The following is a 24,654-nucleotide window of genomic DNA, read 5'->3' as shown; positions in this document are numbered from 1 at the left end:
CATTAAAATGAGTAAGAAAACCGGCCCGCAACACGGGCCGTATCAGCAAGATAAAGATAATGAGGCCGTTTTACCCTCTCGTCGGCGTTTGCTCTTGGGAATGGGGATGATGAGTGGCGCATTGGCGCTCGGTGCGGCAAAAATAGCCCGTGCTGCGGATTGTCCTACTCCAGAGGCTGCTTCCGCGCAAGATGATCGCTGGCAAAAACAGCCTTTTTACGGTCAGCATCAATCTGGCGTATTAACCTCGCAGCAAGCGGCGATGATGTTGGTGGCATTTGATGTGTTGGCAACAGATAAAACCGCATTGATTCGGCTATTCAAGCTATTAACTGAGCGTATTGCTTTTTTGACCACTGGCGGACATGCGCCTTCAGTGAATGCGAAACTGCCGCCATTGGATTCGGGCATTATGGGGCCGGAAATTTATCCCGATAACCTGACGATCACTGTTTCTGTCGGCGATTCGCTGTTTGATGAGCGTTTTGGCTTGCAAGGGCAAAAACCACTGCGGCTTCAGAGAATGAGCCGCTTTCCTAATGATTCATTGGATGCGGGTTTGTGTCATGGTGATATATTGCTGCAAATTTGCGCTAATACTAATGAAACCGTGATCCATGCGTTGCGCGATATTATCAAGCATTCGCCGGATCTTCTCAGTGTTCGCTGGAAGCGCGAAGGGTTTATTTCTGCCCATGCCGCTCGCAGCAGAGGTAAAGAAACGCCCATCAATTTGTTAGGTTTTAAAGACGGAACCGCCAATCCGAAAACCAGTGATAAGCCGCTGATGAATCAAGTAGTCTGGGTTCAGGGAAATGCCGGAGAACCTGCCTGGGCGGTAGGGGGGAGCTATCAGGCGGCGCGAATTATCCGCTTCAAAGTCGAGTTCTGGGATCGGACGCCCTTGCAAGAACAGCAAACTATTTTTGGCCGTGATAAACACAGCGGTGCGCCTTTGGGCATGATACATGAGCATGATGAACCGGATTACACTAAAGACCCTGACGGCAAAGTGATCCCGATGGATGCGCATATTCGGCTGGCCAATCCGCGCACGGCGGAAACTCAGAATAACTTGATGCTGCGCCGTGGCTACAGCTATTCACTGGGCGTATCAAATTCGGGGCAATTGGACATGGGACTATTATTTGTCTGCTATCAGTCTGATTTAGAAAAAGCGTTTTTGACCGTGCAAAAACGGCTGGATGGAGAAGCGCTCGAAGAGTATGTAAAACCTATTGGCGGGGGCTACTTCTTCGTCTTACCGGGGGTGGCGGATGCTAATCACTATCTGGCGCAAGGATTACTGGAAGCTTAATGTACTCGTCATAATTCAAGCTGCATGTGTGTTAGCTGCTCTCACTACTCGGCCCGTCCATGGGCCTCGCCTCTGCGAGGCCGCTGCAAGCAGCGTTCAAATCTGCTCCCGGCAGATTTGTCACCCCAGCCACTTACTTGTGTAAACTCCTGAGGATTAATGAGCCTCAAAGAGGCTCACCCTACGGGCTAGCATAAATGCTGTTCAAATCGGTTTTCACCGATTTGTCACTCGTTTGCCGCCTTCCTGCAACTCGAATTATTTATAGCATATTGAAATAAAGCACCACTTTTGCGGTGCTTTTTCTGACCCTTTAACGCGTTAATTTGGCTGTGATTTTCGCTACATGTTCGCCCTGGAAACGTGCAATGGCGAGTTCCTCCGCGCTAGGTTGGCGGGAACCATCACCGCCAGCAATAGTGGTTGCGCCATAAGGCGTGCCACCACGGGTATGCGAAACATCGAATAGCTCTTTGGCACCATAGCCGATAGGGACAATGATAAAACCGTGATGGGCTAAGGTGGTCCAGGTTGAAGTGATAGTGTGTTCTTGCCCGCCGCCGGTTCCAGTAGAGGCAAATACACTGGCGACTTTGCCATACAATGCGCCGGAAGCCCACAGCCCACCGGTTTGATCAAGGAATGTACGCATTTGCCCCGCCATATTACCAAAGCGAGTTGGCGTACCGAAAATGATGCCATCGTAATCAGCTAACTCTTGCGGGGTTGCCACGGGGGCTTTTTGGTTGGTTTTCCCTCCCGCTTTGGCGATAATATCGGCTGACATGGTTTCCGGCACGCGCTTAATGGTCACTTCAACGCCGCTGACTTTTTGGGCACCCTCGGCAATTGCGCCGGCAAGTGTTTCGATATGCCCATACATGGAATAGTAAAGCACTAGAATTTTCGCCATCTCGCTTTGCTCCAATCATATTTATTGAATAATGCTGATGATGTAATCATAGTCGCTGCTTATGATACCTATTAACCATACGCCAATACGCTCAAGCTGCAACTTTGACCGCACGGAGAGCAAAAGTACGTTGTATGGGGACCGTGCGAAAACATCGCAGAGCAATATAGGGCTTTAGGCCTAATTTAGTGCTTTGGCTCTACTAAAAATAAAGTAGGAAAGTAATACAGTAAATCCTGTTAACGCTATATATCCCCCCACATACACCAACCCATAAGGTAATAAAATACTAATAATTAATGGTGCTACACCACCAAATAAACTCGGTGCGAGATTACATCCTACGCCCATGGTGGCAGTATGACCTTGTGCAATATTAGCAACAACGGATTGTATACAACTTATTATTAAGGCTGCATTGGCAGTGATCAAAAATTGAGCCAATAAAACCAATTCAAGGTTGTTACTTGATAGTAGGAAATACAATGGGGCAGTAAAAATAATCAAGATAAAAACGCCCCATCTAAAACCTTTGGCAGCGGTTAAGTGCTTGTCAATTAACCAGCCAAATAATAACATGAGAATTAAGAGCAATAATGTGGATAACATGGCATATACATTTTTTAAATTACCTATTTGGAGCGTTTCTCGAATAAGCGACATTGACATATTCTGAGTATAGAACACAGTTACTGAAGGGGCGAGAGTCAGAACCATCTGTATTACATTCAACCAGTTAACATGGCGATGGCAATCAATTGGAGGCTGGATAGGTAATTTAATACGAAACCAAAAACTGATTGCAATATTGACGATGCCGAACAGCAGAGGAATCCGCCAGCCGAATGTTTGCATGGAGGTTGGGTCAAGAGTTCTTTCTAGCACATATACCATTAATAGTGAGGCGAGTACGCCAATAAGTGCACTACCACTGATAAGACTACTAATTCTGGCGCGTTCATTGTCGGCTGCATCATTATAAAGATATGTCGTTAGTGTTGCTAATTCACCACCAAAGCTGAGCGACAATGTCATCTGTAGTAGCAATACCACCAATGGTGCAGTATATCCTAATATACTGATAGGCAATAATGCCATACACAGGGTTGCCACCCCAGTAATAAAACTGGAAAGGATCAAGGCGGCCTTACGGCCGACTCTATCAGCATAATGACCAATAAGATAACCACCAAGGGGGCGAGTGAGAAACCTGAGAGCAAATATTCCCCATACAATACTGTCTGCCTGCGCATATCCTTGTTGTGCGAATTCCGCACTGAGATACCCCGATATAGCAGTAAATACCGCGATATCATAATACTCCAAGGTATTACCTGCTACGGCTCCTAATCTGAATCTCCATTTCATTTTATTCCCTCATTTACTATTTTGTAGTTATGTTGTTTTAATAAGAATATCTAAACAAGCCAGTGTGACACCGTGCTCTTTAAGTGCTTTAAATAACACAGCGGATGATTGATTTTGACAATCAAGCTTCTCTTTTATACGGTTAATTCGGGTTTGTATGGTTGTTGCTGAACACCCCTGAAGCGCAGCAATTTCTTTTACTCTCCGATGTGAAAGTAAATATCGAATGGTTATGATTTCTTTTTGCGTAAAACGAATATTGCCAAAACGCATATAGGGATGACAATCAAGAGCGTCAGTGTTATTGTCATTAGGCTCTATTATATCAATGATAGTGTTATCCCTCAGTGGTAAACTAATTTCCTGTTGATTATTTTTTGTTTTCCATATTTGGTTAGCATAGTCACTCAATGTGGGTTTTAATTTTAGAAAGTTCATCATGTCTTTTGACGATAATTCACCAGTGGAACACAGAGATGTCAGTTCAAAAATTGAACCGTGGCGAGTACAGATATTTATTTGAGTTTTCAGATTCTTATTTTTAAATTTAGATAGAGTATTTAAGTAGCTATCTGGGTAGTTATGCCAGGGTTCTATTCCAGGCGTTAATCGCTTACCTATTTGCAAGTCAAGTTCATCATTCCAGAATAATAAATGCCAATTATAATCGCTACACATACAGGTAATTTCTTTATTAACTACATCTATGACACCATGACCTACGATAGTATTATCCCAATCAAAACAATGTGCGAAAGTAGAACGCATATTATTGCTATTATTTTCAAATTGATTATTTTTAACATCCATAATTAGCTCCTAAATTTATGATAATGAAGTGATGGAAGTATTGTTTTACAGCTTTATCACATATCACGCTGTCATAAAAAATAAAAGATCTTTTTATTGCGATAACATGTTAATGATTTCTGCATTAGGCTATTTTATGTCAACCTGATACTCACTGAGATAAGTTGATAATATGGTTATAGTAATGATTTTTATGCACTATAATAACGGAGTTACATATTATGAATGATACTGATTGGCATCATGCTGATATTATTGCGGCTATCCGTAAAAAAGGTTCTTCGCTCTCAGCATTGTCGCGTGGCGCGGGGTTACATTCATCTACTTTGAGCAATGCTATTAATCGACATTGGCCAAAAGGAGAAGCTATTATTGCTAGTTTCTTGGGTGTTGATGCAGCAGTTATATGGCCATCACGTTATAAACCAAACGAGAAAAACAAAAAGAGTGAATTAATTTAAGTCGTATCTATCTGACATCGCCAGATGCCAGATAGATGTTTATTATTATGACAAATTGCGCAATTTCTTTTGTAGGCGCTTTTGCTGCCAGCGTTCAACCCAATTACCTAATAAGAAAAGGTTTATGGCTCTTAATCCCAATGGGATGCTTAAGCCCAAAACCACCCACCAAGCCCACATATAGCTGGGGGAAGTAAACCAGTTAATGGCAAATAATATGGCGCACAGGATAACGGCCCGCAGTAATTGGCGCAAAAATGACATTTCATTTTCAACAGCTTTACGTGCATCTAATACTCGCTGATCAACTGCTTCGCCAGGCCCATCTTGAGGTTGATTGGCATCAAGTGAATAGAGTTCGCTGACTTTCAATTCCATCACCGCCGCAATGGCACTCAAGGTTTCGAGACTGGCTTGTTCGCCATTTTCGATTCGCTGAATAGTGCGTACGTTGAGGCTACAGAGTTCCGCTAATTGCTCTTGTGACCAAGCCCGCGCCTGGCGTAATTCACGAATACGATAAAGATTCATTCTTAACTCCCCTGAGATTTGAAAGTATGTCTACAAACCTAAACGTAAGTGCGCAATATCACCACGACAGCAACCAGACAATAACCCGACATCTGTCTGCCGCAAGGGTGACTGCCTTGATTCGGCCAGTTTAGTAAAGAATAGCCGCGCTAATTCAGCTCAAACCCTCATCCAGCAGCGGGTATTTATCACAATTACTGACTATCTACATTGACAGTGTAACGTCCGATTAATATCTTCAATAGAAGTAAAGCTCCATTTATAAATCATTTATGGAGTTTGGTTGTTGTCACCACTCAACCCAATATAACGATTAATTAATGAGGAACATCTTGATGACTCAGATATATCATCAATATAAGAAAAAATTGAGTACAAAAGTCATTCTGCTGGGGGTGTTTATTCCCCTTGTCACGCTTTCTTTATCTTACGCTAATGCTGAGAGTTATCCCGATATACCTGTCCCTTTTAAATATGGAACGGGTACTCGGATTAATAACAATCTATATATCGGTCTCGGCAGTGCCGGTCAATCCTGGTATCGCCTTGATACAGATAAAACCAGTGACGGTTGGCAGAAAATAGCCGATTTCCCAGGTCAACCCCGTGAACAGGCCGTCACTGTAGCATTAGACGGCAAATTATATGTTTTTGGTGGGGTAGGTAAAAATGCCGCCAGCGACACACAGGTAAGCGCACTGAATGATGTTTATCGATATGACCCGCAAACTAATCAATGGCAGCCGTTGGCAACACGAGCACCGCGTGGCTTGGTCGGAACTGCCGCCACTACCCTGAATGGCTCTCAGGCGCTGCTGCTAGGGGGCGTCAATAAGGCTATTTTCGATGGCTACTTCGCGGATCTAGCCTCTGCGGGCAGCAATGAAACTCAGAAAAATGCGGTTATTAATGCGTATTTTGAACAGAAACCAGCGGACTATTTCTATAACCGCGATGTATTAGTGTATGACCCGGCCAAAAATCAGTGGAAAAGTGGCGGGCAGATGCCATTTTTAGGGACCGCAGGATCAGCTATCGCGACTATAAATAGCAATCTTATATTAATAAACGGTGAAATTAAGCCCGGCTTACGGACGACGGCAGTGTGGCAGGGTAAAAAGCAGGGGACAGAACTCCAATGGCAACAGCGGCCGGATTTGATTGCTGAAAAAGGTGCGGTACAAGAAGGGCTGGCGGGGGCTTTTGCTGGCATTAGCCATGATGTGGTGCTAGTGGGCGGTGGGGCCAACTTCCCCGGTTCATGGAAACAATTCAATGCAGGTCAGTTATATGCCCATAAAGGGCTGAAAAAACAGTGGCAACAACCCATTTATGCGCTGGTGGATAATCAATGGCAGGTTTTTGGGAAATTACCTCAACCACTGGGTTACGGCGTATCTATTCAAGATAAAGATAAAGTGATTTTGGTGGGAGGAGAAACAACTGATGGTGTTGCCACCTCAGCAGTGACCCAGCTTTCTTGGCAAGATGGCAAACTACACCTTGAGTAATTAGATTAATATGATAACGCTCTATATTGAGCTTTTTAGCATAATATAAGAGCGTTATGGCGCAATATCGGCTCTCCTGTACAAACTACATCGCTGCCAATAGGCGAAATTGCCGCGCAACACGGTTATATTTCAGCGTCGCGTTTTCAGCAACATTTTGGTTTAACATCCAGTAGGTTGCGTGAAGCGATAACCGTCCCTTGACCAAGGGAATTGCGAATCATGGGCAGCTTTATGTTATGGGCTATCACTCAGCATGACACCAATAACTGAATAGGGTGGGCCGCTAAAACTGGCGCCAGAAAAACTCTGACGCCAGATAATGACTACAAATTACTGTCGTATAGGCGAGTTTTGCGCTTTTTCAAGATGATATAGCCGATGGTGAGAATGACAAACCACAATGGCGTCACAATCAGTGCCTGGCGGGTATCACTTTCCAGTGTCAACAATACCAATACAAAGGCGAAGAATGCCATGCACACCCAAGACATGAAAATACCGGCTGGCATTTTGTAGATGGACTTTTTATGCAGCGCCGGGCGTCTTTTGCGATACACCAGATAAGAGCAAAGGATGATGGTCCAGACGAACATAAATAAAATCGCCGATACCGTGGTGACCAGAGTAAATACGGTCATGACGTTCGGAATAAGGTAAATCAACACCACGCCACCTAGCAAGCAAATACAAGAGAATGTCAGGCCAGAGGCGGGAACAGAACGGCGCGATAACTTACCAAATTGTTTTGGCGCATCGCCTTCTTTCGCTAAACCGAACAGCATACGGCTGGTGGAGAATACGCCACTGTTGGCTGACGAGGCCGCAGAAGTTAACACCACAAAGTTGATAACACTGGCAGCAGCGGGTAAGCCGACTAAAACGAATAACTCAACAAACGGGCTTTTATCGGCAACCACTGAACTCCATGGGGTCACCGACATAATCATAATCAATGAGAAGACATAGAACATTATGATGCGGATAGGAATGGAGTTAATCGCACGCGGCAATACCACCTCTGGATCTTTGGTTTCAGCGGCGGTGGTCCCAACCAATTCAATGCCCACAAAAGCAAAGACAGCAATCTGGAAACCAGCAAAGAAGCCACTGATTCCTTTCGGGAACATTCCTCCATCATTCCATAAATGGGCAAATGATGCAGTAGTGCCAGAAGGTGACTGATAACTCATTAATACCATGGTCAGGCCAGCAAAGATCAGAGCCACAATGGCCACAATTTTGATCATAGCGAACCAGAATTCCATTTCACCGAACATTTTTACTGTTGCCAGATTCAGCGACAGCAGCAGTAAAACCACTAATAATGAAGCGACCCATTGTGAGAAACCAGGGAACCAGAATTGCGCATAAGCCGTGATGGCAACAACATCCGCGATGCCGGTTATCACCCAACAAAACCAATAAGTCCAGCCAGTGAAAAACCCCGCCCATGGGCCAAGCAAATCAGCGGCAAAATCACTGAATGATTTATATTTCAGATTCGACAGCAGCAATTCACCCATTGCTCGCATCACGAAAAACAACATAAAACCGATAATCATATAAACAAAAATAATTGACGGCCCGGCAAGGCTGATGGTTTTACCCGATCCCATAAACAAACCAGTACCTATGGCGCCGCCGATAGCTATCAGCTGAATATGACGGTTGGAGAGACTTCGTTGAAGGTGCTCTTCAGGTTCCGGCAACGGTTTTGCCACTATCTTGGATTGGTCTACCATCTTTCCCATTCCCTCTTCCTGTATTTGTGAAGTTGTTGAGCTCTATGTTGGCTCTTTGGTCTTACCCTGTCTGTCTATTAGATTTTTTGTATGCTTTAAGTACAATTTTTAAATTATTTAATATCTTCGCAACAATAATTACACAATGCGCCTCATTTTCCAGTGTTTATATTTCACACACTGAATTTTGTTAAGTTCATCACAGCATATGGAATTACAACATGAAGTTACATAACTAACAATAATCGTCAGCATCAGGTGCATAATTAATTCGTAGAGAGGAATCTCACGCGGTATAAAGAGAAAAATCCGATGAAGTGTTTGACAGCCAAGTCCAACAGGAGAATAATTATTGCCGTTGGGTCGTTAGCTCAGTTGGTAGAGCAGTTGACTCTTAATCAATTGGTCGCAGGTTCGAACCCTGCACGACCCACCAACAGAATCAATCACTTAGCATTAACCTCTAATTTCAAATCTATTTCATGGGACATATTTGGGACACAATCATTAAATATTGCGTCTATTTGCCTGGCGTGTTCATTTAAATGATTTGGTGAAAGATGGGCATATCTTTTCACCATTTCAATTGATTCCCATCCGCCCATTTCTTGTAATGCAGAAATAGGAACTCCGGATTGAACCAACCAACTTGCCCATGTATGCCTTAAATCATGAAATCTGAAATTATCTATTCCGGCTCTTTTTAATCCAGCCTTCCAAGCCTTATTTCCGTCAACTCTCATTTTCCTTATTTCTGGTGTTAATTTTCCGTTAGGTTTCACTGATGATGACATGGGAACAAAAACCCATCGATTATGCTTCCCAATCTGCCCACGCAAAACTTTGCATGCTGTGTCATTTAGGGCGGCGCCTATCGCTCTGCCATTTTTCGCATCCTCAGAATGTATCCAGGCTATCTTTCTTTGAATATCCAGTTGAGACCACTCCAAGTCCAAGATGTTTGATCTTCTTAGCCCAGTGGCAAGGGCAAATAAAACTACCGGTTTAAAGTGGTCAGACATTTCACTGATAAGCCTCCTTGCTTCTTCGTGAGTCAACCATCTGATCCTCCGATTCTTCGGCTGCCTAGCCTTAACGTTTGGGGCCGAATCCAACCATTGCCATTCATCCCCGACTTTGACGCAGCAAGTAGTTTGCTGTGTAGTGGGACGTAAGTATCTGGGGGACTGAATATAGATTCTATACCTGGAACTTCTGGGGAAATAAGGGTCATCTTCGCTTCGATAGCTATCATAAGGGTTATTTCTCTGCTCCCTTAATTGGAGTCCCAGAAAGAGTACCCGGCGTCGTTGGAAGGACAAGTAATAATATACGAATGGAATTTGATGTTACTCCATTCCCTATCACTATAAGCGGTGATCGCTATTCTCAGGATCATGTATATTTTAAAGGATCTGTAACTTCAGATGCAAACTATGATTCTGCAAACGAAACAGCTTGCGACATAACCTTGTTGGGAGGGGGCGGTTCGGTTTCATTTGAGTTTGGTATTGAAAATGGGAAGGCGTCCATTTAATTGGGGTTGGAAACCAAGAGATATCTGCCGCGTTCGGCTTTTTAGTGATGCGCATTATAAAATGTCGATAGGAAATTATAGAGCAGTAATTTTTCAGCATTAAATCAAAAGCCCCGAAAGGGGCTTATTTCAATGTTATTATGTTCCTTTCACCCTCGGAAAGAGTTATATACCTACTTTCAAATATTATTTTACTATTGTTTGATGTAATATTTACATTATTAGCCATTTCAACTGGGATGTTATAATGCTTTAGCATTATCATGCCAGACCAACTATATAACGGCGTTATCATCCATTTAAGTACAGGAAATCTTTTGAACTCCATACTTGTTGCTTGGCTGGTTGATACTTGACCTGTAATGTACATCTTACTTTTAAACCATGACTTTGGTATCTCGCTAGCTATTTGATAAAATACTTTATCTTCTAATGCTCTTTGTGATTTGCTGGCATTAGCATAAGCTGACGACAAGGAAAGACTTAGGGTTACTGGTATTATACAAGCGACAATAGAAATTATTTTTTTATCAATTAAAGTGCATAGATACCCTACAAGAAGCATTAATCCCGGCATTCCCATCATTACCCGTGGCGCTACAACTGTCTTGTCAATAAATAAAAATGGCCCTGCCACCGAAAATATAGAAACCAGTATGCTAGACATTATAAGTATAATTGAAATTATTTTTGATTTTAAGCTTTCATTGTTTTTTATTATTTTTAAAGATATAGAGAAAATAGCTATTGTAGCTACAAATAGCGCTATAGCCCAAGCATAAATAAATGCTGTGTTATTCAAGCTTTCAACGATTGCAGCAAATCTGTTAATATTGTTTCTCAAGCTTTCTATTGGATTGCTTGCCTTAAAGATTAAGTCAGAATTAACTGATTTCGCAACATAAATTGGAACTATAATCTTTAAATATATAATTAATGCCAATATTAATGATAGCCCTCTATTTATTACCGCTTTTGCTGCCACAATGCCACTTCCAGTAGAGCGTATATTGAAAATTATTTCAATTGCGCAAATGGCAATAAATATATTAACAGTTGCTTGGTATAAACATAGCGATGCTATTATCATTATGGCCGATAAAAACACCCTAGACACTAACCCGACTTTTTGAACCAAAATAGAGTATGGCAAAACACTAAAGAAAACGCCAAGCATCATAGGGAAGCTATCAAATTGATATGATAGATTCTGTAAAAAAAATGGACTTAGCGAAAATAGAGAAAATGCTATGCCAGTAGTAATGTCTCTTTTTATAGCAAAACGGTTGTATAGGATGATAGATGAGGCAGCAAGAAGAGTTGTCGCCAAAATTAATGTTAATGGGAATAAATTAACAACAAAGTCGCTTCCGAACCCAAGCCCCATGACTACAACGTCAGACAATGGTCTTCCAAGCGCACCCCAGTAAGCTTCTCCATTTGCGGATCGAAGTATATCATCCTGATATAAGATACCAGATAACAGTATAGGAAGTGAGAATAAGGCTGTGATGATTGCTATAGCCTTGCTTCCACTATCAAATAGATATCTTTCTTTCATTTATTTCCCTTAACTATATAGCGCGGTCGGCTTTTTGATTCCATATATATACGTCCAATGTACTCACCAAGCACCCCTATCCCTATTAGCTGAATCCCACCAAGAAATAGTATTGCAGTCATTAAAGATGGATATCCCGGAACCGGGTTACCCCAAATCAATTTATCTACAATCATCCATGCAGCATAAATAAATGCGAATGCAGATACGGCAAGCCCAATGTATGACCACATTCGCAGTGGGAACGTAGAGAAGCTGGTGATCCCCTCAAGTGCAAGGTTCCATAGCTTCCAACCATTAAACTTCGATTCTCCAGCGCAACGTTCAGCACGTGAATACTCCACAACTTCAGTCCTGCCACCAACCCATGACAATATTCCCTTCATGAATAGGTTACGCTCTGGAAGCAGCTTGATATTTTCAACTGTTTCGCGCGACATCAATCTGAAATCACCCACATTTTCTTCTATTTTTGGGGTGCTAATTTTATTGTGGAGCTTATAGAACCATTCTGCTGATTTTCGCTTAAGTCCACTGTCAGTGGAGCGATCTGAGCGTTTAGCTAAAACAACATCTGCGCCAGCTTTCCATTTTTCGATTAGCTGCGGTATGACATCAATCGGGTCTTGTAGGTCAACATCAATAGGGATAATCGCATCGCCTGTCGCATGGTCAAGCCCGGCGAATAAAGCTGGTTCTTTGCCAAAGTTGCGGGTAAAGCTTAAGGGAACAACAAGAGAGTCTGAGATAGCCAGCGCGTTAATAATATTTTTTGTTGAGTCTTTGCTTCCATCATCGATAAAAACAATCTCAATCTCATAAGGCTTTAGTGGCTCATATTCGCGAACTGCTTTATAGAAGATGGGGATCGCGTCTTCTTCGTTGAATACAGGCACAACCAGAGAAATTTTCATTTAGTTTCCCTAAATACAATGAATTTCGAGTAGAAAAATCCGCATACAAGACTGATGGCTGAGAAGCATATCAGCGTAAACAGGGCAGGGAGTCCGAAGTAATCAGCAAACCAGCCCGTTGCTGCGCTAAGCACCCCCATGAACCCGACATAAAGCATGTATCGCACTGTCGTTGTGCGTGCCTTAAATGTGAATCGGGCATTAGCAAAGAATGAGAATGTCACTGCTACACAGAAAGCGATGAAGTTAGCCAGCGCCTGATTAGTGTGGAAAGCGTAAAGGCAAACGGCAAACACTACCCAGTGGATAGCGGTATTAAAAATACCAACTGTAAAATATTTTGAAAATAGCTTAAGCATTTGTCAATAAGAGTCATTTTAAGTAATGGCAAGAGTGTAGCATTTGAGATGCTAATGATCAGCTATTGATTGAGTTGTTCTAAAAATCATACGAGTGATGTGGGTAAGCGTAGCTATGTGTATGGTGGCATGTGTACCGGAGAGAAGTGTGAATGCAGTTTTAGGCTTTAAAAACAGTCTGTTACATGTGATTTTAGGGGGCATTAGTCGCAGGTTCGAACCCTGCACGACCCACCAGCAAACTCCGAAATATCAATAAATTACAAAACCCTCAGTTAAAACCCCCAAAAGTAGTGGCGACAAAATGGCGACAGAAATCTGTGGCAATGGCGATATTTTGACGCTAAAAAAAACCGCGAGTTAGCAGGTTGTTTTTTAGCCAAATAATATAATTAGAAATTGAGCGTTGATTGCCCTTGAGCAGTTGAATGTGGCGGAATTTTATTAATAACACCCAGCGTCATAATAGAGCGAATAAAATGTCTCCATTATAATAAAGGTGTGTCCGTAATTAATATTGGTACACTGATTATATCTCTCTTTAGTTTCGGCAGATATTTCACGACTGGATCGAGTATGTGCTGTGCAACGGCAAATAGGGCATTTCATCATAATAAACACTTCAACGTTCATTTGAGTTTATTAACTACTTTAAATTACTCAAATTGATAAATAATCTGTTTTTATTCAATGCGTTATACTGATAATCATTTGAGATGCTTGATTTTTCGTAGTCTGGGGATCATGCTCATTTCATGAACATCAGACTCTCACCTGAACAAATTGCAGTCCTTGAGATTCAGCACCGACAAAGTCGTAACCGCCGTGTCTGCGACAGGATTCGTTCTGTGCTTTGGTCTGCTCAGGGCTGGTCAACGGCCATGATTGCTCAATCACAGTTCATTCATGAGACCACTGTTCTGCGCTGTATCACCGGGTTTCACTGGTGCAGGACTGGGCGGTGGATGAATAAAAATGTTCGGAACAACCAGTATTTTGTCTCTGCAAAAGCCTCCGGGTGGCGATAACCGAATTTTTCAGACATACCCTGCCAAGTGATCGCGGGGAAGCGCGCAAGTCGCATTAACGATAATTTTCAAAAACTCACATCTGTATCTTCGGGATGATTGGGTTTAAGTCGACTGTTCTGTACTACGGATAACTTTATGAGTTCACTCAAATTACATTTCAACATTCTGGCAGGATACAACGCATGGGCGAATGAGCGTTTGTATTCCTGTGTTGGACAGATTGGCTCAGATGCCTATCGTAACGATTGTGGTGCTTTCTTCGGATCTATCGAGGGAACGCTAAATCACCTACTCGTGACCGACCGGATATGGAGGCATCGGTTAAGCGCATTACCTGAAACAGGGTATTGTTTGGACCAGATTCTATTCGACAATGATTTGCCTGGTTTAAGACTGGCACGGAAAGAAGAAGATGAGAAGATCGTTGATTTTATCGTGGGGTTGTCGGAAGCCGACCTGAGTACCACTATCACCTATCGCCGGGCTTCGACGCCAGAGCTGAAAAAGCAGATTATCTGGTCTGCTTTGGCTCACTGGTTCAATCACCAGGCCCATCATCGAGGGCAGGTTCATGCGATGTTGTCACGCGTTTCGGGGAAAGCGCCCGAACTAGACTTGCTGATATATCAAAGGCAACAGGAAAACAGCAATTAACTCGATGTTCAATGTGTGTAGAAGATTGATAGGGAATTGCGCCACCTCGGTTGCTTCATGGCGGCGACATCAAGACGTTTAATTCTTCATCTTGAAGTTTATTTTCAATATTTATCAATATGTTGTATCTAATAGTGGAACTTCAAGTTCAAGGTTGATGCAGCACTGATCCGGAAAGTCTTTTTATTCGTTGATCATCTTACCTAAAAATATTTTCAAACATATATCTGTCATCGGTAATATGCGATTCTGGACATAAGAATACGAATTCTACCGTTGTTTTTGCGATGAGTTGATGTGCAGTATTGGGATAAATGCAAAATACAGAACCTTTGCTAAATTTATCTTCTCGGTGATTTTTTAAAATACCCTCTATAACGTCTGCTGTCCAAATTGAACCCTCTCCCGAAAGGATGATATACCATTCCTCACCCTCAGTATGACTATGGCAGACAACATACTTTCCTTGATCAATTATTGTACCATAGGCCTGTAACCCCTCTTTCTTAAACATTTCTATAATTGATATACCCACCACAGGGTCTTCTTTTACTTTATTTCCAGCAAAATTTGAAAAATTTATCATGCCAAACATCCTTTTAGTCAGCAGAGTAAAAAATGGCCTGAACATTTGATGGTAACCGCTATTTAATAATTAAATAATCACGACTTAAGTATAAAGACAAGATGAGTAATTTATTATTTAATTAATAATTAAAATATAATCCCAATACTAAAAGGTGAATTGAATGAATGAAAATCTATACGACGCTCTCAAATTATTAATACATTTTTTTGCGCTAAGCTCTGAACCTTGGGGGGCAAAAGATAATCAATCAAAGTTTATTTATGCAAATGATAAATACAAATCCTTATTGGCGTTACCAAACAAATTTTGCGTTGAAGGACGATTTGATGGAGAACTCCCAGCGCCTACTGCTGAGTTTCAAACAGATTTTCAACAGCATGACCGCAAAGTAGAGCTATTGCAAGACCGTATAACATCAATTGAAATACATGCTTTTGATGGTCAATCATATTTTCAAGCTTGGTTTTTTGATAAGTATCCTTTAATAGATAAAGATGGTGTTTCACAAGGAACGATTTTCCATGGAAGACCGGTCGATAATCTATTGCTGAAGAATTTGTATAAAATAAAAATCCCAACCTCAGGGCGCTCCTTTTCCTCATCCAATGCAGGCCAATCTGTAATTTGTTGTGCTGTTGGGCCCCATTCTTCTAAATGTGTAATAATAAAACCATGCTTAATCAAAATATTAATATAATTTCCTAAGGTTCTATGCTGTTTGATAACCCTCTTAGCCAACCAATCTGTTACCCGTTTCCCTTCAGCCTGATAGCCATTTACTGGCCACTCCGGAGCACCATCCAATCCATCAATTGAACGACTAAGTTTGGCGTAACCTGAAAAAACGTCCTGATTATCATAAATATTTTGCGTCATTTATATTATTCCATAAAAAATATCTAGTTAAGCAAAAGGCGTGCTTTCAGCTAACAGCCAGCTGTTATAAGAGAATAATAGGAATCTGAATACCCCTAAATCAATGATAGATAAGGCTTACATTATCCCATTAGTAAAAGAAATACACAGTCTATTACCTTATTGCCCGCCCAAATTTTATAAAGTGAGCCATACTATGAGATAACGGTAAAATGGAGTATCAAGCCTATGAAAAACCCCACTATTTTTCAGTTCTTTCATTGGTATTATCCTGACGGAGGTAAGCTATGGCAGGAGGTCGCTGAGCAAGCAGAGCATATTAGTCAACTTGGGATTAATTATGTTTGGCTTCCTCCAGCCTATAAAGGAGCCTCGGGTGGATATTCTGTCGGATATGATACCTATGACTTATTTGATTTAGGTGAATTTGATCAGAAGGGGACTCAGGCGACAAAATACGGAAATAAAGAGGAGCTTGTGAATGCAATTAATCGCTTAAAGGAAGTGGATATCAAAATCCTTTTTGATGTTGTATTCAATCATAAAATGGGTGCTGATGAAAAAGAAGCGGTAAGTGTCCATAACGTCAATATTGAAAACCGTACTGACATTGACGATGAGGTTATCGATACCCAGGCTTATACCCGATTTACTTTTCCGGGCCGTAATGAAATATATTCCTCCTTTATTTGGGATAAGCAGTGCATTAATGGCGTTGACCATATTGAAGATCCGGCAGGTGAAGGTATTTTTAAGATTATAAATGATTATAGCAATGAAGGTTGGGGAACCGAAGTTGACGATGAGTTAGGTAATTTTGATTATCTAATGGGAGCCGATATTGATTTTCGTAACCCCGCAGTAATAGAGGAGCTAAAGTATTGGGGGGAATGGTTGTTAGAAACACTACCCATTGATGGTTTCCGTTTGGATGCAGTAAAGCATATTCCTGCATGGTTCTTTAAACAATGGATTCAGCACGTACAAAATAAAGCGGATCATGATTTGCTGATTATCGCGGAATATTGGTCTCCTGATATTACAAAGTTACAACAATATCTGGAACGGGTGGAAGGTTTGGCAATGCTGTTTGATGTCGCTTTACACCACAAGTTTCACGAAGCCTCAAATCAAGGTGAGGATTTTGATCTTACACAAGTGTTCAGTGGGACATTAATTGAAGCCGATCCAATGCATACCATCACTATAGTGGCAAATCATGACACTCAACCACTCCAATCGCTAGAAGCGCCAGTCGAGCCTTGGTTTAAACCGCTAGCATACGCATTAATTTTAATTCGTGAGCAGGGGATACCATGCGTATTTTATCCTGATTTATTTGGTACTAGCTATGAAGATACTGGGGATGATGGCGGGACTTATCAAATAGAAATGCCAATCATTGCGGAGTTAGATAAATTAATTCAAGCTAGAAAGCGCTTCGCACATGGTGCACAAAGTGACTATTTTGATGATAAGAATTGTATTGCTTTTGTGCGAGCTGGCACAGAGGAAGACCCCGGCTGTGTTGTTATTCTTTCTAATGGTGCGGAAAATAAGAAAGTAATCACGCTTGGGGAAGACTTAGCTAATAAAGAGTTTGCTGATTTTTTAGGTAATCATCCGGCTATTATTACTACAGATGATTCTGGTGAGGCGGTATTCCCAGTAAGTGGGGGGAGTGTGAGCCTTTGGGTACAAAAAGAGTTTTTGCAATAATATGATGTGAGTTAACCTTGTATACCCCAAAAACGTTAGGTGATTAATCATGGTCTTCGTCATTATTTGGTTTGTTGTTGCAGGACTAAGCGAGTATTTGGTCTGGGGTTATCCTCTGTTGGCGGTATCATTAGCACTATTTTTTGTGGTGCTTGGTGGCTACTGGATTTACAAAATCAGAAAAATTCAGGTCAGTGATGAGCCGTCTGATGAGGTGAGATCAAAGTCAATCAGTAATTTAAACCTGACTTTTTCTGTAATAATGCTGGCTATTCATGCCCTTGTTTTGTTGCTATTACGCTGATTAGACGAGGTTTATAACATAGCCGCCGTTAACTGTGCCACTGACTCCAGGCTGATATGAGTATCCAGGCTGCAATAATCCAACATAAAACAGCGGCACTTAACGCAATGGATAAACGTAGGTGGTCAAGAAAAAAATAAAGTGATATCAGATAGATAAAGTAAGGAATAATTGCCCATAAGCCAAAAATAATTGTTACACGCAATGCTTCGATGCTACGTTCACTGCCGACAATATAATGCGCAAGAAGCGCAAACGTTGGAAACAATGGGATCAAGCCCGCAATATAGTAATTACGTGTTTTCGATAATATTCCAATTAACACCACAACGCTGGCACCGATTAATGCTTTAAGTAATAGGCTCATCATTGTCTCGAACGACCATAAAATAAGCTGCCGATAGAGTATATTTCGATGAAAGAAAAAGAATTTTCTATATCGGCAGCATGACTGCATAGGGATATTACAGGCTGTCACTTGCTGCTATTGACGATAGCCGCTTTTAATTTGAGCCAGTGTATTGGCGAAAACTTCAGCTTGAGCAGTGTCTTCGATATCGGCAATGGAACGTTCGATATTTAAGATTACTTTCCCCGCATCGGCTTGGCCGATCGCTTTTAGCAGCAGGGTTACAGTAGCTTTCAAACATGCAACTTCATTGGCTAAAGTTTCTGGATCAGCAGAAGTGGTAAAGTCTGGATTACTCATTTTTTTTCCTGAAGTAGTCGCTTGCTTGTGGACAAGATGGATGCAGGTAGACCCGCACGACAGTGAACATAAGCGGCATTATTAAACAGTTATCGTATTATATCATAAACTGATGATTAGCTTTGATAACATGTGCGCAATCTTCAATGAGCGCCACAAGCCAAGAGAGTATTTATGCTGATGCTGTGGCCAATCTATGTCTCTATTCGTGCTGGATGGATTAACTTAATTAAGTTCATAATGTCCATATTTTCTTATAATGGGTAAATTGTGTTAAAAATCACGCATTTTCATAGTGAATAAAAGATCAATAATAAATAAAAAAATAAGAATAATTCCTATACTTAAAAATAGAACAAAATTATCTGATTGTTAGTTGTATCAATATGTTGTGTTTGCTGGCATAAAAATAACTTTTCTGAGGGTGAAAATTATTTTTTTTATGAACGAATAGATAACCACAAGAAAAATCTTAAAAAAACTTTTCTTTTTTATCTTGTCATTAATTGATACATCTGAAATTTTATGTACATAGTAAAAATGTTGATGAAAACAATATCTGTCAAACGATATAGATATGAATTTGCAATTATTCTGTATTCATTCTTTGCCCGAAAACAAGTAATATCATTACTGTAAGTAAAGCGTGATTAGGTTACTCCCTTATTTTTGGAGAATTTTCTTTGATTAGCGTTCTTCTTGTTGATGACCACGAACTGGTGCGCGCAGGGATACGACGCATTCTTGAAGACATCAAGGGTATCAAAGTAGCGGATGAGATGCAGTGTGGTGAAGATGCGGTAAAATGGTGCCGCAGCCATATTGTTGATATCGTATTGATGGATATGAATATGCCCGGCATCGGCGGGTTGGAGGCTACACGTAAAATTTTACGCTTCTCTCCGGATACTAAAGTTATCATGTTGACTATTCATACTGAGAATCCATTACCCGCGAAAGTTATGCAGGCGGGTGCCTGTGGGTACTTAAGTAAAGGTGCGGCACCTCAGGATGTAGTGACTGCTATCCGTGCTGTTCATTCGGGGCAACGTTACATAGCCTCAGATATTGCACAGCAAATGGCGTTGGGGCAGTTGGAACCCTCGACGGAAACACCTTTTAGTTGTTTATCTGAGCGTGAGTTACAAATTATGCTCATGATAACGAAAGGCCAGAAGGTGAATGAGATATCGGAACAACTTCATCTGAGCCCAAAAACGGTGAACAGTTACCGTTACCGGATGTTTAGTAAGCTTAATATTAGTGGTGACGTTGAATTGACCCACTTGGCTATCCGCCATGGGCTGTTTAACGCGGAGACGTTATCAAATAGTGACTGATTGTTTTGATTCTAAAGAGTTTTTGAAAACTGTCACCAGCCAACCTGGTGTTTACCGCATGTATGATAAGGCGGGAACAGTTATTTATGTCGGCAAAGCGAAAGATCTCAAGAAGCGCCTGACCAGCTATTTCCGTGCTCAGGTTGCGAGCCGTAAAACGGAAACCTTAGTTAAGAATATTGCCCAGATTGATGTAACCGTCACTCATACGGAGACGGAAGCGCTCTTACTTGAGCATAATTACATCAAACTTTATCAGCCCCGTTACAATGTGTTGTTGCGGGATGATAAATCGTATCCACTTATTTTCCTCAGTGCAGATAAGCATCCTCGTCTGGCGATTCATCGTGGTGCAAAGCATGAGAAAGGGGAATATTTTGGGCCATTTCCAAATTCCTATGCCGTTCGCGAAACTTTAGCATTATTACAAAAGCTTTTTCCTGTTAGACAATGTGAAAACAGTGTTTATCGCAATCGCTCGCGGCCTTGTCTGCAATACCAAATTGGCCGTTGTTCTGGGCCCTGTGTTACCGGATTAGTGACTGAAGAAGAGTATCAGCGCCAGGTCGATTATGTGCGTTTGTTCCTCTCAGGCAAAGACCAACAAGTATTGACGCAATTGATATCACGGATGGAAGATGCCAGTCGATTGCTTCATTTTGAAGATGCGGCGCGTACTCGTGACCAAATACAAGCGGTACGGCGCGTTACGGAGCAGCAGTTTGTTTCCGGCGACAGTGAAGATCTCGATGTCATCGGGGTAGCGTTTGATGCTGGATTAGCTTGTGTACATGTGTTGTTTATTCGGCAGGGAAAGGTTCTGGGAAGCCGAAGTTATTTCCCCAAGGTTCCTGCTGGAACTGAATTGAGTGAAGTTGTTCAGACATTCGTCGGGCAGTTTTACTTACAAGGAAGCCAAGGGCGTACGCTCCCGGGTGAAATTTTGTTAGATTTCACCCTTGAGGAAAAGGATCTGTTGGCATCCTCTCTTTCTGAACTGGCGGGAAGAAAAATTCAGATCCAAAGTCGTCCTCGTGGTGATCGAGCTCGTTACCTCAAGCTTGCTCGGACGAATGCTTCAACAGCACTGGTGACACGGTTATCGCAGCAATCAACTATCCATCAACGAATGAAAGAGTTGGCTAAGATTCTCAATCTTGATGAGATAAATCGGATGGAATGTTTTGATATCAGCCATACGATGGGAGAACAAACAGTAGCATCTTGTGTGGTATTTGACGCAAATGGTCCTGTACGTTCGGAATATAGGCGCTACAATATTAGTGGTATCACGCCGGGTGATGATTATGCGGCTATGTCTCAAGTGCTGAAACGCCGATACGGCAAAGCATTAGATGATAAAAAGATCCCCGACGTTATCTTTATTGACGGTGGTAAAGGTCAGTTATCCCAAGCTTTTGACGTTTTTGCTTCACTAAATGTTACGTGGGACAAGCAAAAACCGCTATTAGTTGGGGTTGCTAAAGGAAGTGACCGAAAAGCAGGGCTAGAAACATTGTTTCTGGCAGCTGAAGGGGAGGGCTTTTCATTGCCGCCAGACTCTCCTGCATTACATTTAATTCAACATATTCGTGACGATTCTCACAATCATGCAATAACTGGGCATAGGCAGCGTCGTTCAAAAGTAAAAAATACTAGTGCATTAGAAATGATAGAGGGAGTTGGCCCTAAACGGCGGCAAATACTGCTGAAGTATATGGGGGGACTGCAACCTTTACTTAATGCTAGCGTCGAGGAAATTGCAAAAGTGCCGAGTATTTCACAAGCATTGGCAGAAAAAATCTACAATGCATTGAAACACTGAAGCTAATGTTGCACCATACTCATAATATCCACACCAGCCAGATAGTTATCGTAGCATTATGCAATTGAATATACCGACTTGGCTTACCCTGTTTCGTGTTGTACTCATCCCATTCTTCGTTTTGGCGTTTTACCTGCCATTCGTATGGGCTCCGATGGTTTGTGCCATCATTTTCGTGTTTGCAGCAGCAACCGATTGGTTCGATGGCTTTTTAGCCCGCCGCTGGAAGCAAACAACCCGTTTTGGGGCTTTTCTTGACCCTGTTGCGGATAAAGTTATGGTGGCCATCGCATTAGTGTTGGTTGCTGAATATTACCATGTCTGGTGGATTACTTTGCCGGCAGCGACCATGATTGCCCGTGAAATTATCATTTCCTCTCTCCGGGAATGGATGGCTGAAATTGGTAAACGCAGCAGTGTTGCGGTTTCATGGATTGGTAAGGTAAAAACAACTGCTCAAATGGGCTCATTAGTTGGGTTACTTTGGCGTCCTGACCACAATATTGAGCTTGCGAGCTTTGTTCTACTCTACATTGCCGCGGTACTGACATTTTGGTCAATGTTTCAATATTTAAACGCTGCCTGGAAAGATTTGCTCGAACCTTGATCGAAGCGCCGGAAAAAGCAGCAAACGAACGAATTAGTCAGATAATTTTATTGACTCATCGCGTCAGGTAAGTAGAATGCATCGCATCAGACGGCAGCAACCAAATGTCGAAAGATAGCAAAAAAATCAGTAAGTTCTGATGTTGCGGGAATAGCTCAGTTGGTAGAGCACGACCTTGCCAAGGTCGGGGTCGCGAGTTCGAGTCTCGTTTCCCGCTCCAAATTAGTAGGTTGGCTATAAGCGAACCTCAGCAGTAAGGCAAAGAAGAATAAGGCGCGTTGGCAGAGTGGCCATGCTACGGATTGCAAATCCGTCTACCTCGGTTCGACTCCGGGACGCGCCTCCAGTTTTCCAGAGCCCGGGTGGTGAAATCGGTAGACACAAGGGATTTAAAATCCCTCGGCTTATGGCTGTGCGGGTTCAAGTCCCGCCCCGGGCACCATGGAAAATAGTATAAGTAAAACAAAGTAGTATGAGTATGTCGTTAACCGCCGTGAGGCGGTTTTTTTGTGCCTGAGATTTGAAAGTGGCAGCAGAGTGACTACAAAATGACTACATTGTGTCTACGGCACTTTTCACACGCCCAAGGCTGCATCCAGTAGCAAGCACGATAAACCGCCAGTTATCCCCAATAAGATATTAATTACGCCGAATTTTAATAATAAAAAAACCTGCAATTTGCAGGCTTCTTTAATTACATCCACAACACGCCTTGATTCCCTTTAGGGTGGGGCGGTACAGCATTAATTATTCCCGGTTCCATTATCGTTTCAACGATAGTTTCATGGGTCTTAAAGGTTTTGCCGCAATTAATATTGGTGCACTGGTGATAGCGTTCTTTCGTTTCGTCACTAAGGTAACGGCTGGATCTCGCGTGTGCTGCAAATTTACAGCGTGGGCAATGCATCATATTTACCTCCGAAACTGCATATTCAGTAATTATGCTGATCTTATCACTGGCGTTCGCATTTGTGAAATAAATATCAATTAGTTGAATGTTGCTACTCGGTGGCCTCATAAGTGACATCCGACAACAACACTTCGAGAGATAACTGGGTGGTGTAGCCGCTGTTGCTCAGGCTGTGCGCTACCTTGCTGATGATCCAGTTTTGTTGGTCTATCACGGATTTAAAGCCATTAACCGCGACAGGGGTTTCAGGAAATAAATCAGCGCGCCCCATGGCTAAAGTGATAGAGAACTCAGCAACACCGCGCTGTAACTTCTCCCATTTAGATTGAGCGGCGCGCATGGCGGCTTTTTGCGTGGCGTAAACGGTGGTGATAGCAAAAACGTTATCTTCTGACCCCACCAGATAATCCCCTTGTTTTTCCTCCACCGGTTTTTTCACTGTAGCGGCTTTGGTGCGCGTCGGTTTGGCTTTGGGGTGTTCCAGTGCGCGGAGCTGTTTAAACTTTGGCTTGCGCTGCAACTTAACTTTTTTCGGCTTGGCCGGTTTGGGGTCTTTGGTGTGCAACCAACTGGCACTCACACCGGTATAGGCGCCCCGGTCAGCAATACTAAAGCTATGCTGGTCGCCATCCTGCCGGGTGATGGTCATCTGCGGAATGGGTTTACCGCTGGCAGTAACACCGCTACCCGGCTTGATAAATAACAATCGCCCGGCTTTGACGGCCGCTACCGCGCCATTCAGTGTGGCTAACCGGGTGATAAACTTGGCGTCTGTTTCTTGCGTTTGGTCGATGTGTGAAATAGCGATATCCGCCAGTCCGTCAGCCAGCATGGCTTTCAGGTTATTACGCTCGGCCACCTGCGCCACTACTTTTCCCAGTGTTGTTTCATGGTAAGAGACTTCACGCCGGGTATTGAGCGAGCCGCGAAAATCCGCACTGCGAGCGCGAATGGTCAGCGTGTCCGGTGCGCCATGGTGTTCGACCTCATCCACGGTAAAATCACCTTTACCTATCAGGCTCCCCCCTTTCCAGCCCAAGAATACCGACAGCACCGCGCCCC

Annotated in this window: 23 protein-coding genes, 4 tRNA genes and 4 pseudogenes; 14 read left to right on the top strand and 17 right to left on the bottom strand. The window is 42.4% G+C overall.

Annotation, left to right across the window (positions count from 1 at the left end):
* Positions 1 to 7: 7 nt before the first annotated feature.
* Positions 8 to 1,318 carry an iron uptake transporter deferrochelatase/peroxidase subunit gene (efeB, locus tag OVO64_RS19655; protein ID WP_042562362.1) on the top strand — a complete coding sequence of 437 codons (1,311 nt, stop codon included), beginning with the start codon at positions 8 to 10 and terminating at the stop codon, positions 1,316 to 1,318.
* A gap of 313 nt (positions 1,319 to 1,631) precedes the next feature.
* Here the strand turns inward: efeB and wrbA are convergent, their stop codons facing one another.
* The 3 genes from wrbA to OVO64_RS19640 form a co-directional block, all read right to left on the bottom strand.
* Positions 1,632 to 2,231: an NAD(P)H:quinone oxidoreductase gene (gene wrbA, locus OVO64_RS19650; protein WP_038633669.1), complete on the bottom strand. Its 600-nt coding sequence runs from the start codon at positions 2,229 to 2,231 to the stop codon at positions 1,632 to 1,634.
* A gap of 180 nt (positions 2,232 to 2,411) precedes the next feature.
* Positions 2,412 to 3,599, bottom strand: coding sequence for an MFS transporter (locus OVO64_RS19645; protein ID WP_145586483.1), 1,188 nt, complete (start codon positions 3,597 to 3,599; stop codon positions 2,412 to 2,414).
* Positions 3,600 to 3,626: 27 nt separating this feature from the next.
* Complete coding sequence (locus OVO64_RS19640; protein ID WP_038633665.1) at positions 3,627 to 4,409, bottom strand: helix-turn-helix transcriptional regulator; 783 nt, start codon at positions 4,407 to 4,409, stop codon at positions 3,627 to 3,629.
* A 221-nt stretch (positions 4,410 to 4,630) separates the two neighbouring features.
* On the opposite strand from OVO64_RS19640, the gene OVO64_RS19635 reads away from it, so the two are divergent.
* Entirely contained in the window at positions 4,631 to 4,870 is a 240-nt protein-coding gene (locus OVO64_RS19635; protein WP_038633662.1) for a helix-turn-helix domain-containing protein, read from the top strand.
* A 45-nt stretch (positions 4,871 to 4,915) separates the two neighbouring features.
* Here OVO64_RS19635 and OVO64_RS19630 read toward each other — a convergent pair whose 3' ends face one another.
* Positions 4,916 to 5,401, bottom strand: coding sequence for a helix-turn-helix domain-containing protein (locus OVO64_RS19630; RefSeq protein ID WP_038633660.1), 486 nt, complete (start codon positions 5,399 to 5,401; stop codon positions 4,916 to 4,918).
* 335 nt (positions 5,402 to 5,736) lie between these two features.
* On the opposite strand from OVO64_RS19630, the gene OVO64_RS19625 reads away from it, so the two are divergent.
* Positions 5,737 to 6,912 carry an N-acetylneuraminate epimerase gene (locus OVO64_RS19625; RefSeq protein WP_145540300.1) on the top strand — a complete coding sequence of 392 codons (1,176 nt, stop codon included), beginning with the start codon at positions 5,737 to 5,739 and terminating at the stop codon, positions 6,910 to 6,912.
* Positions 6,913 to 7,238: 326 nt separating this feature from the next.
* Here the strand turns inward: OVO64_RS19625 and cycA are convergent, their stop codons facing one another.
* Positions 7,239 to 8,657 carry a D-serine/D-alanine/glycine transporter gene (gene cycA / locus OVO64_RS19620; protein ID WP_186377471.1) on the bottom strand — a complete coding sequence of 473 codons (1,419 nt, stop codon included), beginning with the start codon at positions 8,655 to 8,657 and terminating at the stop codon, positions 7,239 to 7,241.
* A 360-nt stretch (positions 8,658 to 9,017) separates the two neighbouring features.
* On the opposite strand from cycA, the gene OVO64_RS19615 reads away from it, so the two are divergent.
* A tRNA-Lys gene (locus tag OVO64_RS19615) sits at positions 9,018 to 9,093 on the top strand.
* A gap of 10 nt (positions 9,094 to 9,103) precedes the next feature.
* Here OVO64_RS19615 and OVO64_RS19610 read toward each other — a convergent pair.
* The 6 genes and pseudogenes from OVO64_RS19610 to OVO64_RS19585 all read right to left on the bottom strand — a co-directional run.
* Positions 9,104 to 9,784, bottom strand: a pseudogene (locus OVO64_RS19610) (site-specific integrase); the annotation flags it as partial.
* A 534-nt stretch (positions 9,785 to 10,318) separates the two neighbouring features.
* A complete protein-coding gene (locus OVO64_RS19605) occupies positions 10,319 to 11,755 on the bottom strand; it encodes a glucosyltransferase domain-containing protein (protein WP_267248957.1) in 1,437 nt (478 codons plus the stop codon).
* Positions 11,752 to 12,669, bottom strand: coding sequence for a glycosyltransferase family 2 protein (locus tag OVO64_RS19600; protein ID WP_120011221.1), 918 nt, complete (start codon positions 12,667 to 12,669; stop codon positions 11,752 to 11,754). The genes OVO64_RS19605 and OVO64_RS19600 overlap by 4 nt, the downstream gene beginning before the upstream one ends.
* Complete coding sequence (locus tag OVO64_RS19595; RefSeq protein ID WP_038633647.1) at positions 12,666 to 13,028, bottom strand: GtrA family protein; 363 nt, start codon at positions 13,026 to 13,028, stop codon at positions 12,666 to 12,668. Before OVO64_RS19595 ends, OVO64_RS19600 begins: the two co-directional genes overlap by 4 nt.
* A 392-nt stretch (positions 13,029 to 13,420) precedes the next feature.
* Positions 13,421 to 13,640, bottom strand: a pseudogene (locus tag OVO64_RS19590) (ogr/Delta-like zinc finger family protein).
* 150 nt (positions 13,641 to 13,790) lie between these two features.
* Positions 13,791 to 13,925 (bottom strand): hypothetical protein, encoded by a 135-nt coding sequence (locus tag OVO64_RS19585; RefSeq protein WP_261369766.1) that lies wholly within the window; start codon positions 13,923 to 13,925, stop codon positions 13,791 to 13,793.
* A 269-nt stretch (positions 13,926 to 14,194) separates the two neighbouring features.
* Here OVO64_RS19585 and OVO64_RS19580 point away from each other — a divergent pair, with 269 nt between their 5' ends.
* A complete protein-coding gene (locus OVO64_RS19580; protein WP_038633646.1) occupies positions 14,195 to 14,713 on the top strand; it encodes a DinB family protein in 519 nt (172 codons plus the stop codon).
* A 199-nt stretch (positions 14,714 to 14,912) separates the two neighbouring features.
* On the opposite strand, the gene OVO64_RS19575 is transcribed toward OVO64_RS19580, so the two are convergent.
* Positions 14,913 to 15,299: a cupin domain-containing protein gene (locus tag OVO64_RS19575; RefSeq protein ID WP_265526123.1), complete on the bottom strand. Its 387-nt coding sequence runs from the start codon at positions 15,297 to 15,299 to the stop codon at positions 14,913 to 14,915.
* Positions 15,300 to 15,462: 163 nt separating this feature from the next.
* Here OVO64_RS19575 and OVO64_RS19570 point away from each other — a divergent pair.
* Positions 15,463 to 15,885, top strand: a pseudogene (locus tag OVO64_RS19570) (PAS domain-containing protein); the annotation flags it as partial.
* On the opposite strand, the pseudogene OVO64_RS20575 reads toward OVO64_RS19570, so the two are convergent.
* A pseudogene (locus tag OVO64_RS20575) lies at positions 15,858 to 16,103 on the bottom strand (SAM-dependent methyltransferase); the annotation flags it as partial. The pseudogenes OVO64_RS19570 and OVO64_RS20575 sit on opposite strands and share 28 nt — an antisense overlap.
* Positions 16,104 to 16,406: 303 nt before the next feature.
* Between OVO64_RS20575 and amyA the strand changes: the two are divergent.
* Together amyA and OVO64_RS19560 are read left to right on the top strand one after the other, a co-directional pair.
* Complete coding sequence (amyA, locus tag OVO64_RS19565) at positions 16,407 to 17,897, top strand: alpha-amylase (protein WP_038633641.1); 1,491 nt, start codon at positions 16,407 to 16,409, stop codon at positions 17,895 to 17,897.
* Between the two features lie 49 nt (positions 17,898 to 17,946).
* Entirely contained in the window at positions 17,947 to 18,201 is a 255-nt protein-coding gene (locus tag OVO64_RS19560) for a hypothetical protein (RefSeq protein WP_038633638.1), read from the top strand.
* A 28-nt stretch (positions 18,202 to 18,229) separates the two neighbouring features.
* Here OVO64_RS19560 and OVO64_RS19555 read toward each other — a convergent pair whose 3' ends face one another.
* Positions 18,230 to 18,568: a GlpM family protein gene (locus tag OVO64_RS19555; protein ID WP_050291805.1), complete on the bottom strand. Its 339-nt coding sequence runs from the start codon at positions 18,566 to 18,568 to the stop codon at positions 18,230 to 18,232.
* A gap of 117 nt (positions 18,569 to 18,685) precedes the next feature.
* Complete coding sequence (locus OVO64_RS19550; RefSeq protein WP_038633636.1) at positions 18,686 to 18,910, bottom strand: DUF2594 family protein; 225 nt, start codon at positions 18,908 to 18,910, stop codon at positions 18,686 to 18,688.
* Positions 18,911 to 19,593: 683 nt separating this feature from the next.
* Here OVO64_RS19550 and uvrY point away from each other — a divergent pair.
* From uvrY to OVO64_RS19520, 6 genes are all read left to right on the top strand, one after another.
* Positions 19,594 to 20,250, top strand: coding sequence for a UvrY/SirA/GacA family response regulator transcription factor (uvrY, locus tag OVO64_RS19545; RefSeq protein ID WP_038633633.1), 657 nt, complete (start codon positions 19,594 to 19,596; stop codon positions 20,248 to 20,250).
* Positions 20,243 to 22,075 carry an excinuclease ABC subunit UvrC gene (gene uvrC, locus OVO64_RS19540; protein WP_038633630.1) on the top strand — a complete coding sequence of 611 codons (1,833 nt, stop codon included), beginning with the start codon at positions 20,243 to 20,245 and terminating at the stop codon, positions 22,073 to 22,075. The genes uvrY and uvrC overlap by 8 nt, the downstream gene beginning before the upstream one ends.
* Positions 22,076 to 22,133: 58 nt before the next feature.
* The gene (pgsA, locus tag OVO64_RS19535; RefSeq protein ID WP_038633627.1) at positions 22,134 to 22,682 is read left to right on the top strand and encodes a CDP-diacylglycerol--glycerol-3-phosphate 3-phosphatidyltransferase; all 549 of its coding nucleotides are present in this window, start codon (positions 22,134 to 22,136) and stop codon (positions 22,680 to 22,682) included.
* Positions 22,683 to 22,826: 144 nt separating this feature from the next.
* Positions 22,827 to 22,902: transfer RNA gene (locus OVO64_RS19530), tRNA-Gly, on the top strand.
* Positions 22,903 to 22,954: 52 nt separating this feature from the next.
* Positions 22,955 to 23,028, top strand: a tRNA-Cys gene (locus OVO64_RS19525).
* A gap of 10 nt (positions 23,029 to 23,038) precedes the next feature.
* Positions 23,039 to 23,124 (top strand) — tRNA-Leu (locus tag OVO64_RS19520).
* A gap of 252 nt (positions 23,125 to 23,376) precedes the next feature.
* Here OVO64_RS19520 and OVO64_RS19515 read toward each other — a convergent pair.
* Positions 23,377 to 23,592, bottom strand: coding sequence for a DNA-binding transcriptional regulator (locus tag OVO64_RS19515; protein WP_014609037.1), 216 nt, complete (start codon positions 23,590 to 23,592; stop codon positions 23,377 to 23,379).
* Between the two features lie 91 nt (positions 23,593 to 23,683).
* A partial coding sequence (locus tag OVO64_RS19510) for a contractile injection system protein, VgrG/Pvc8 family (protein WP_267248956.1) occupies positions 23,684 to 24,654 on the bottom strand: 971 nt, incomplete at its 5' end.

Origin of the sequence: Yersinia sp. Marseille-Q5920 (genome assembly GCF_946902935.1) — a bacterium.
In the GTDB taxonomy this organism is placed as follows: domain Bacteria; phylum Pseudomonadota; class Gammaproteobacteria; order Enterobacterales; family Enterobacteriaceae; genus Yersinia; species Yersinia rochesterensis.
The sequence above is the reverse complement of the archived record's forward strand: the minus strand, read 5'-3'. Positions and strand labels throughout refer to the sequence as shown.

Coding starts and splice junctions, on each gene's coding strand:
- efeB (WP_042562362.1), top strand. CDS start 8: ATGAGTAAGAAAACCGGCCCGCAACACGGGCCGTATCAGCAAGATAAA.
- wrbA (WP_038633669.1), bottom strand. CDS start 2,231: ATGGCGAAAATTCTAGTGCTTTACTATTCCATGTATGGGCATATCGAA.
- OVO64_RS19645 (WP_145586483.1), bottom strand. CDS start 3,599: ATGAAATGGAGATTCAGATTAGGAGCCGTAGCAGGTAATACCTTGGAG.
- OVO64_RS19640 (WP_038633665.1), bottom strand. CDS start 4,409: ATGGATGTTAAAAATAATCAATTTGAAAATAATAGCAATAATATGCGT.
- OVO64_RS19635 (WP_038633662.1), top strand. CDS start 4,631: ATGAATGATACTGATTGGCATCATGCTGATATTATTGCGGCTATCCGT.
- OVO64_RS19630 (WP_038633660.1), bottom strand. CDS start 5,401: ATGAATCTTTATCGTATTCGTGAATTACGCCAGGCGCGGGCTTGGTCA.
- OVO64_RS19625 (WP_145540300.1), top strand. CDS start 5,737: ATGACTCAGATATATCATCAATATAAGAAAAAATTGAGTACAAAAGTC.
- cycA (WP_186377471.1), bottom strand. CDS start 8,657: ATGGTAGACCAATCCAAGATAGTGGCAAAACCGTTGCCGGAACCTGAA.
- OVO64_RS19605 (WP_267248957.1), bottom strand. CDS start 11,755: ATGAAAGAAAGATATCTATTTGATAGTGGAAGCAAGGCTATAGCAATC.
- OVO64_RS19600 (WP_120011221.1), bottom strand. CDS start 12,669: ATGAAAATTTCTCTGGTTGTGCCTGTATTCAACGAAGAAGACGCGATC.
- OVO64_RS19595 (WP_038633647.1), bottom strand. CDS start 13,028: ATGCTTAAGCTATTTTCAAAATATTTTACAGTTGGTATTTTTAATACC.
- OVO64_RS19580 (WP_038633646.1), top strand. CDS start 14,195: ATGAGTTCACTCAAATTACATTTCAACATTCTGGCAGGATACAACGCA.
- OVO64_RS19575 (WP_265526123.1), bottom strand. CDS start 15,299: ATGATAAATTTTTCAAATTTTGCTGGAAATAAAGTAAAAGAAGACCCT.
- amyA (WP_038633641.1), top strand. CDS start 16,407: ATGAAAAACCCCACTATTTTTCAGTTCTTTCATTGGTATTATCCTGAC.
- OVO64_RS19560 (WP_038633638.1), top strand. CDS start 17,947: ATGGTCTTCGTCATTATTTGGTTTGTTGTTGCAGGACTAAGCGAGTAT.
- OVO64_RS19555 (WP_050291805.1), bottom strand. CDS start 18,568: ATGAGCCTATTACTTAAAGCATTAATCGGTGCCAGCGTTGTGGTGTTA.
- OVO64_RS19550 (WP_038633636.1), bottom strand. CDS start 18,910: ATGAGTAATCCAGACTTTACCACTTCTGCTGATCCAGAAACTTTAGCC.
- pgsA (WP_038633627.1), top strand. CDS start 22,134: ATGCAATTGAATATACCGACTTGGCTTACCCTGTTTCGTGTTGTACTC.
- OVO64_RS19515 (WP_014609037.1), bottom strand. CDS start 23,592: ATGATGCATTGCCCACGCTGTAAATTTGCAGCACACGCGAGATCCAGC.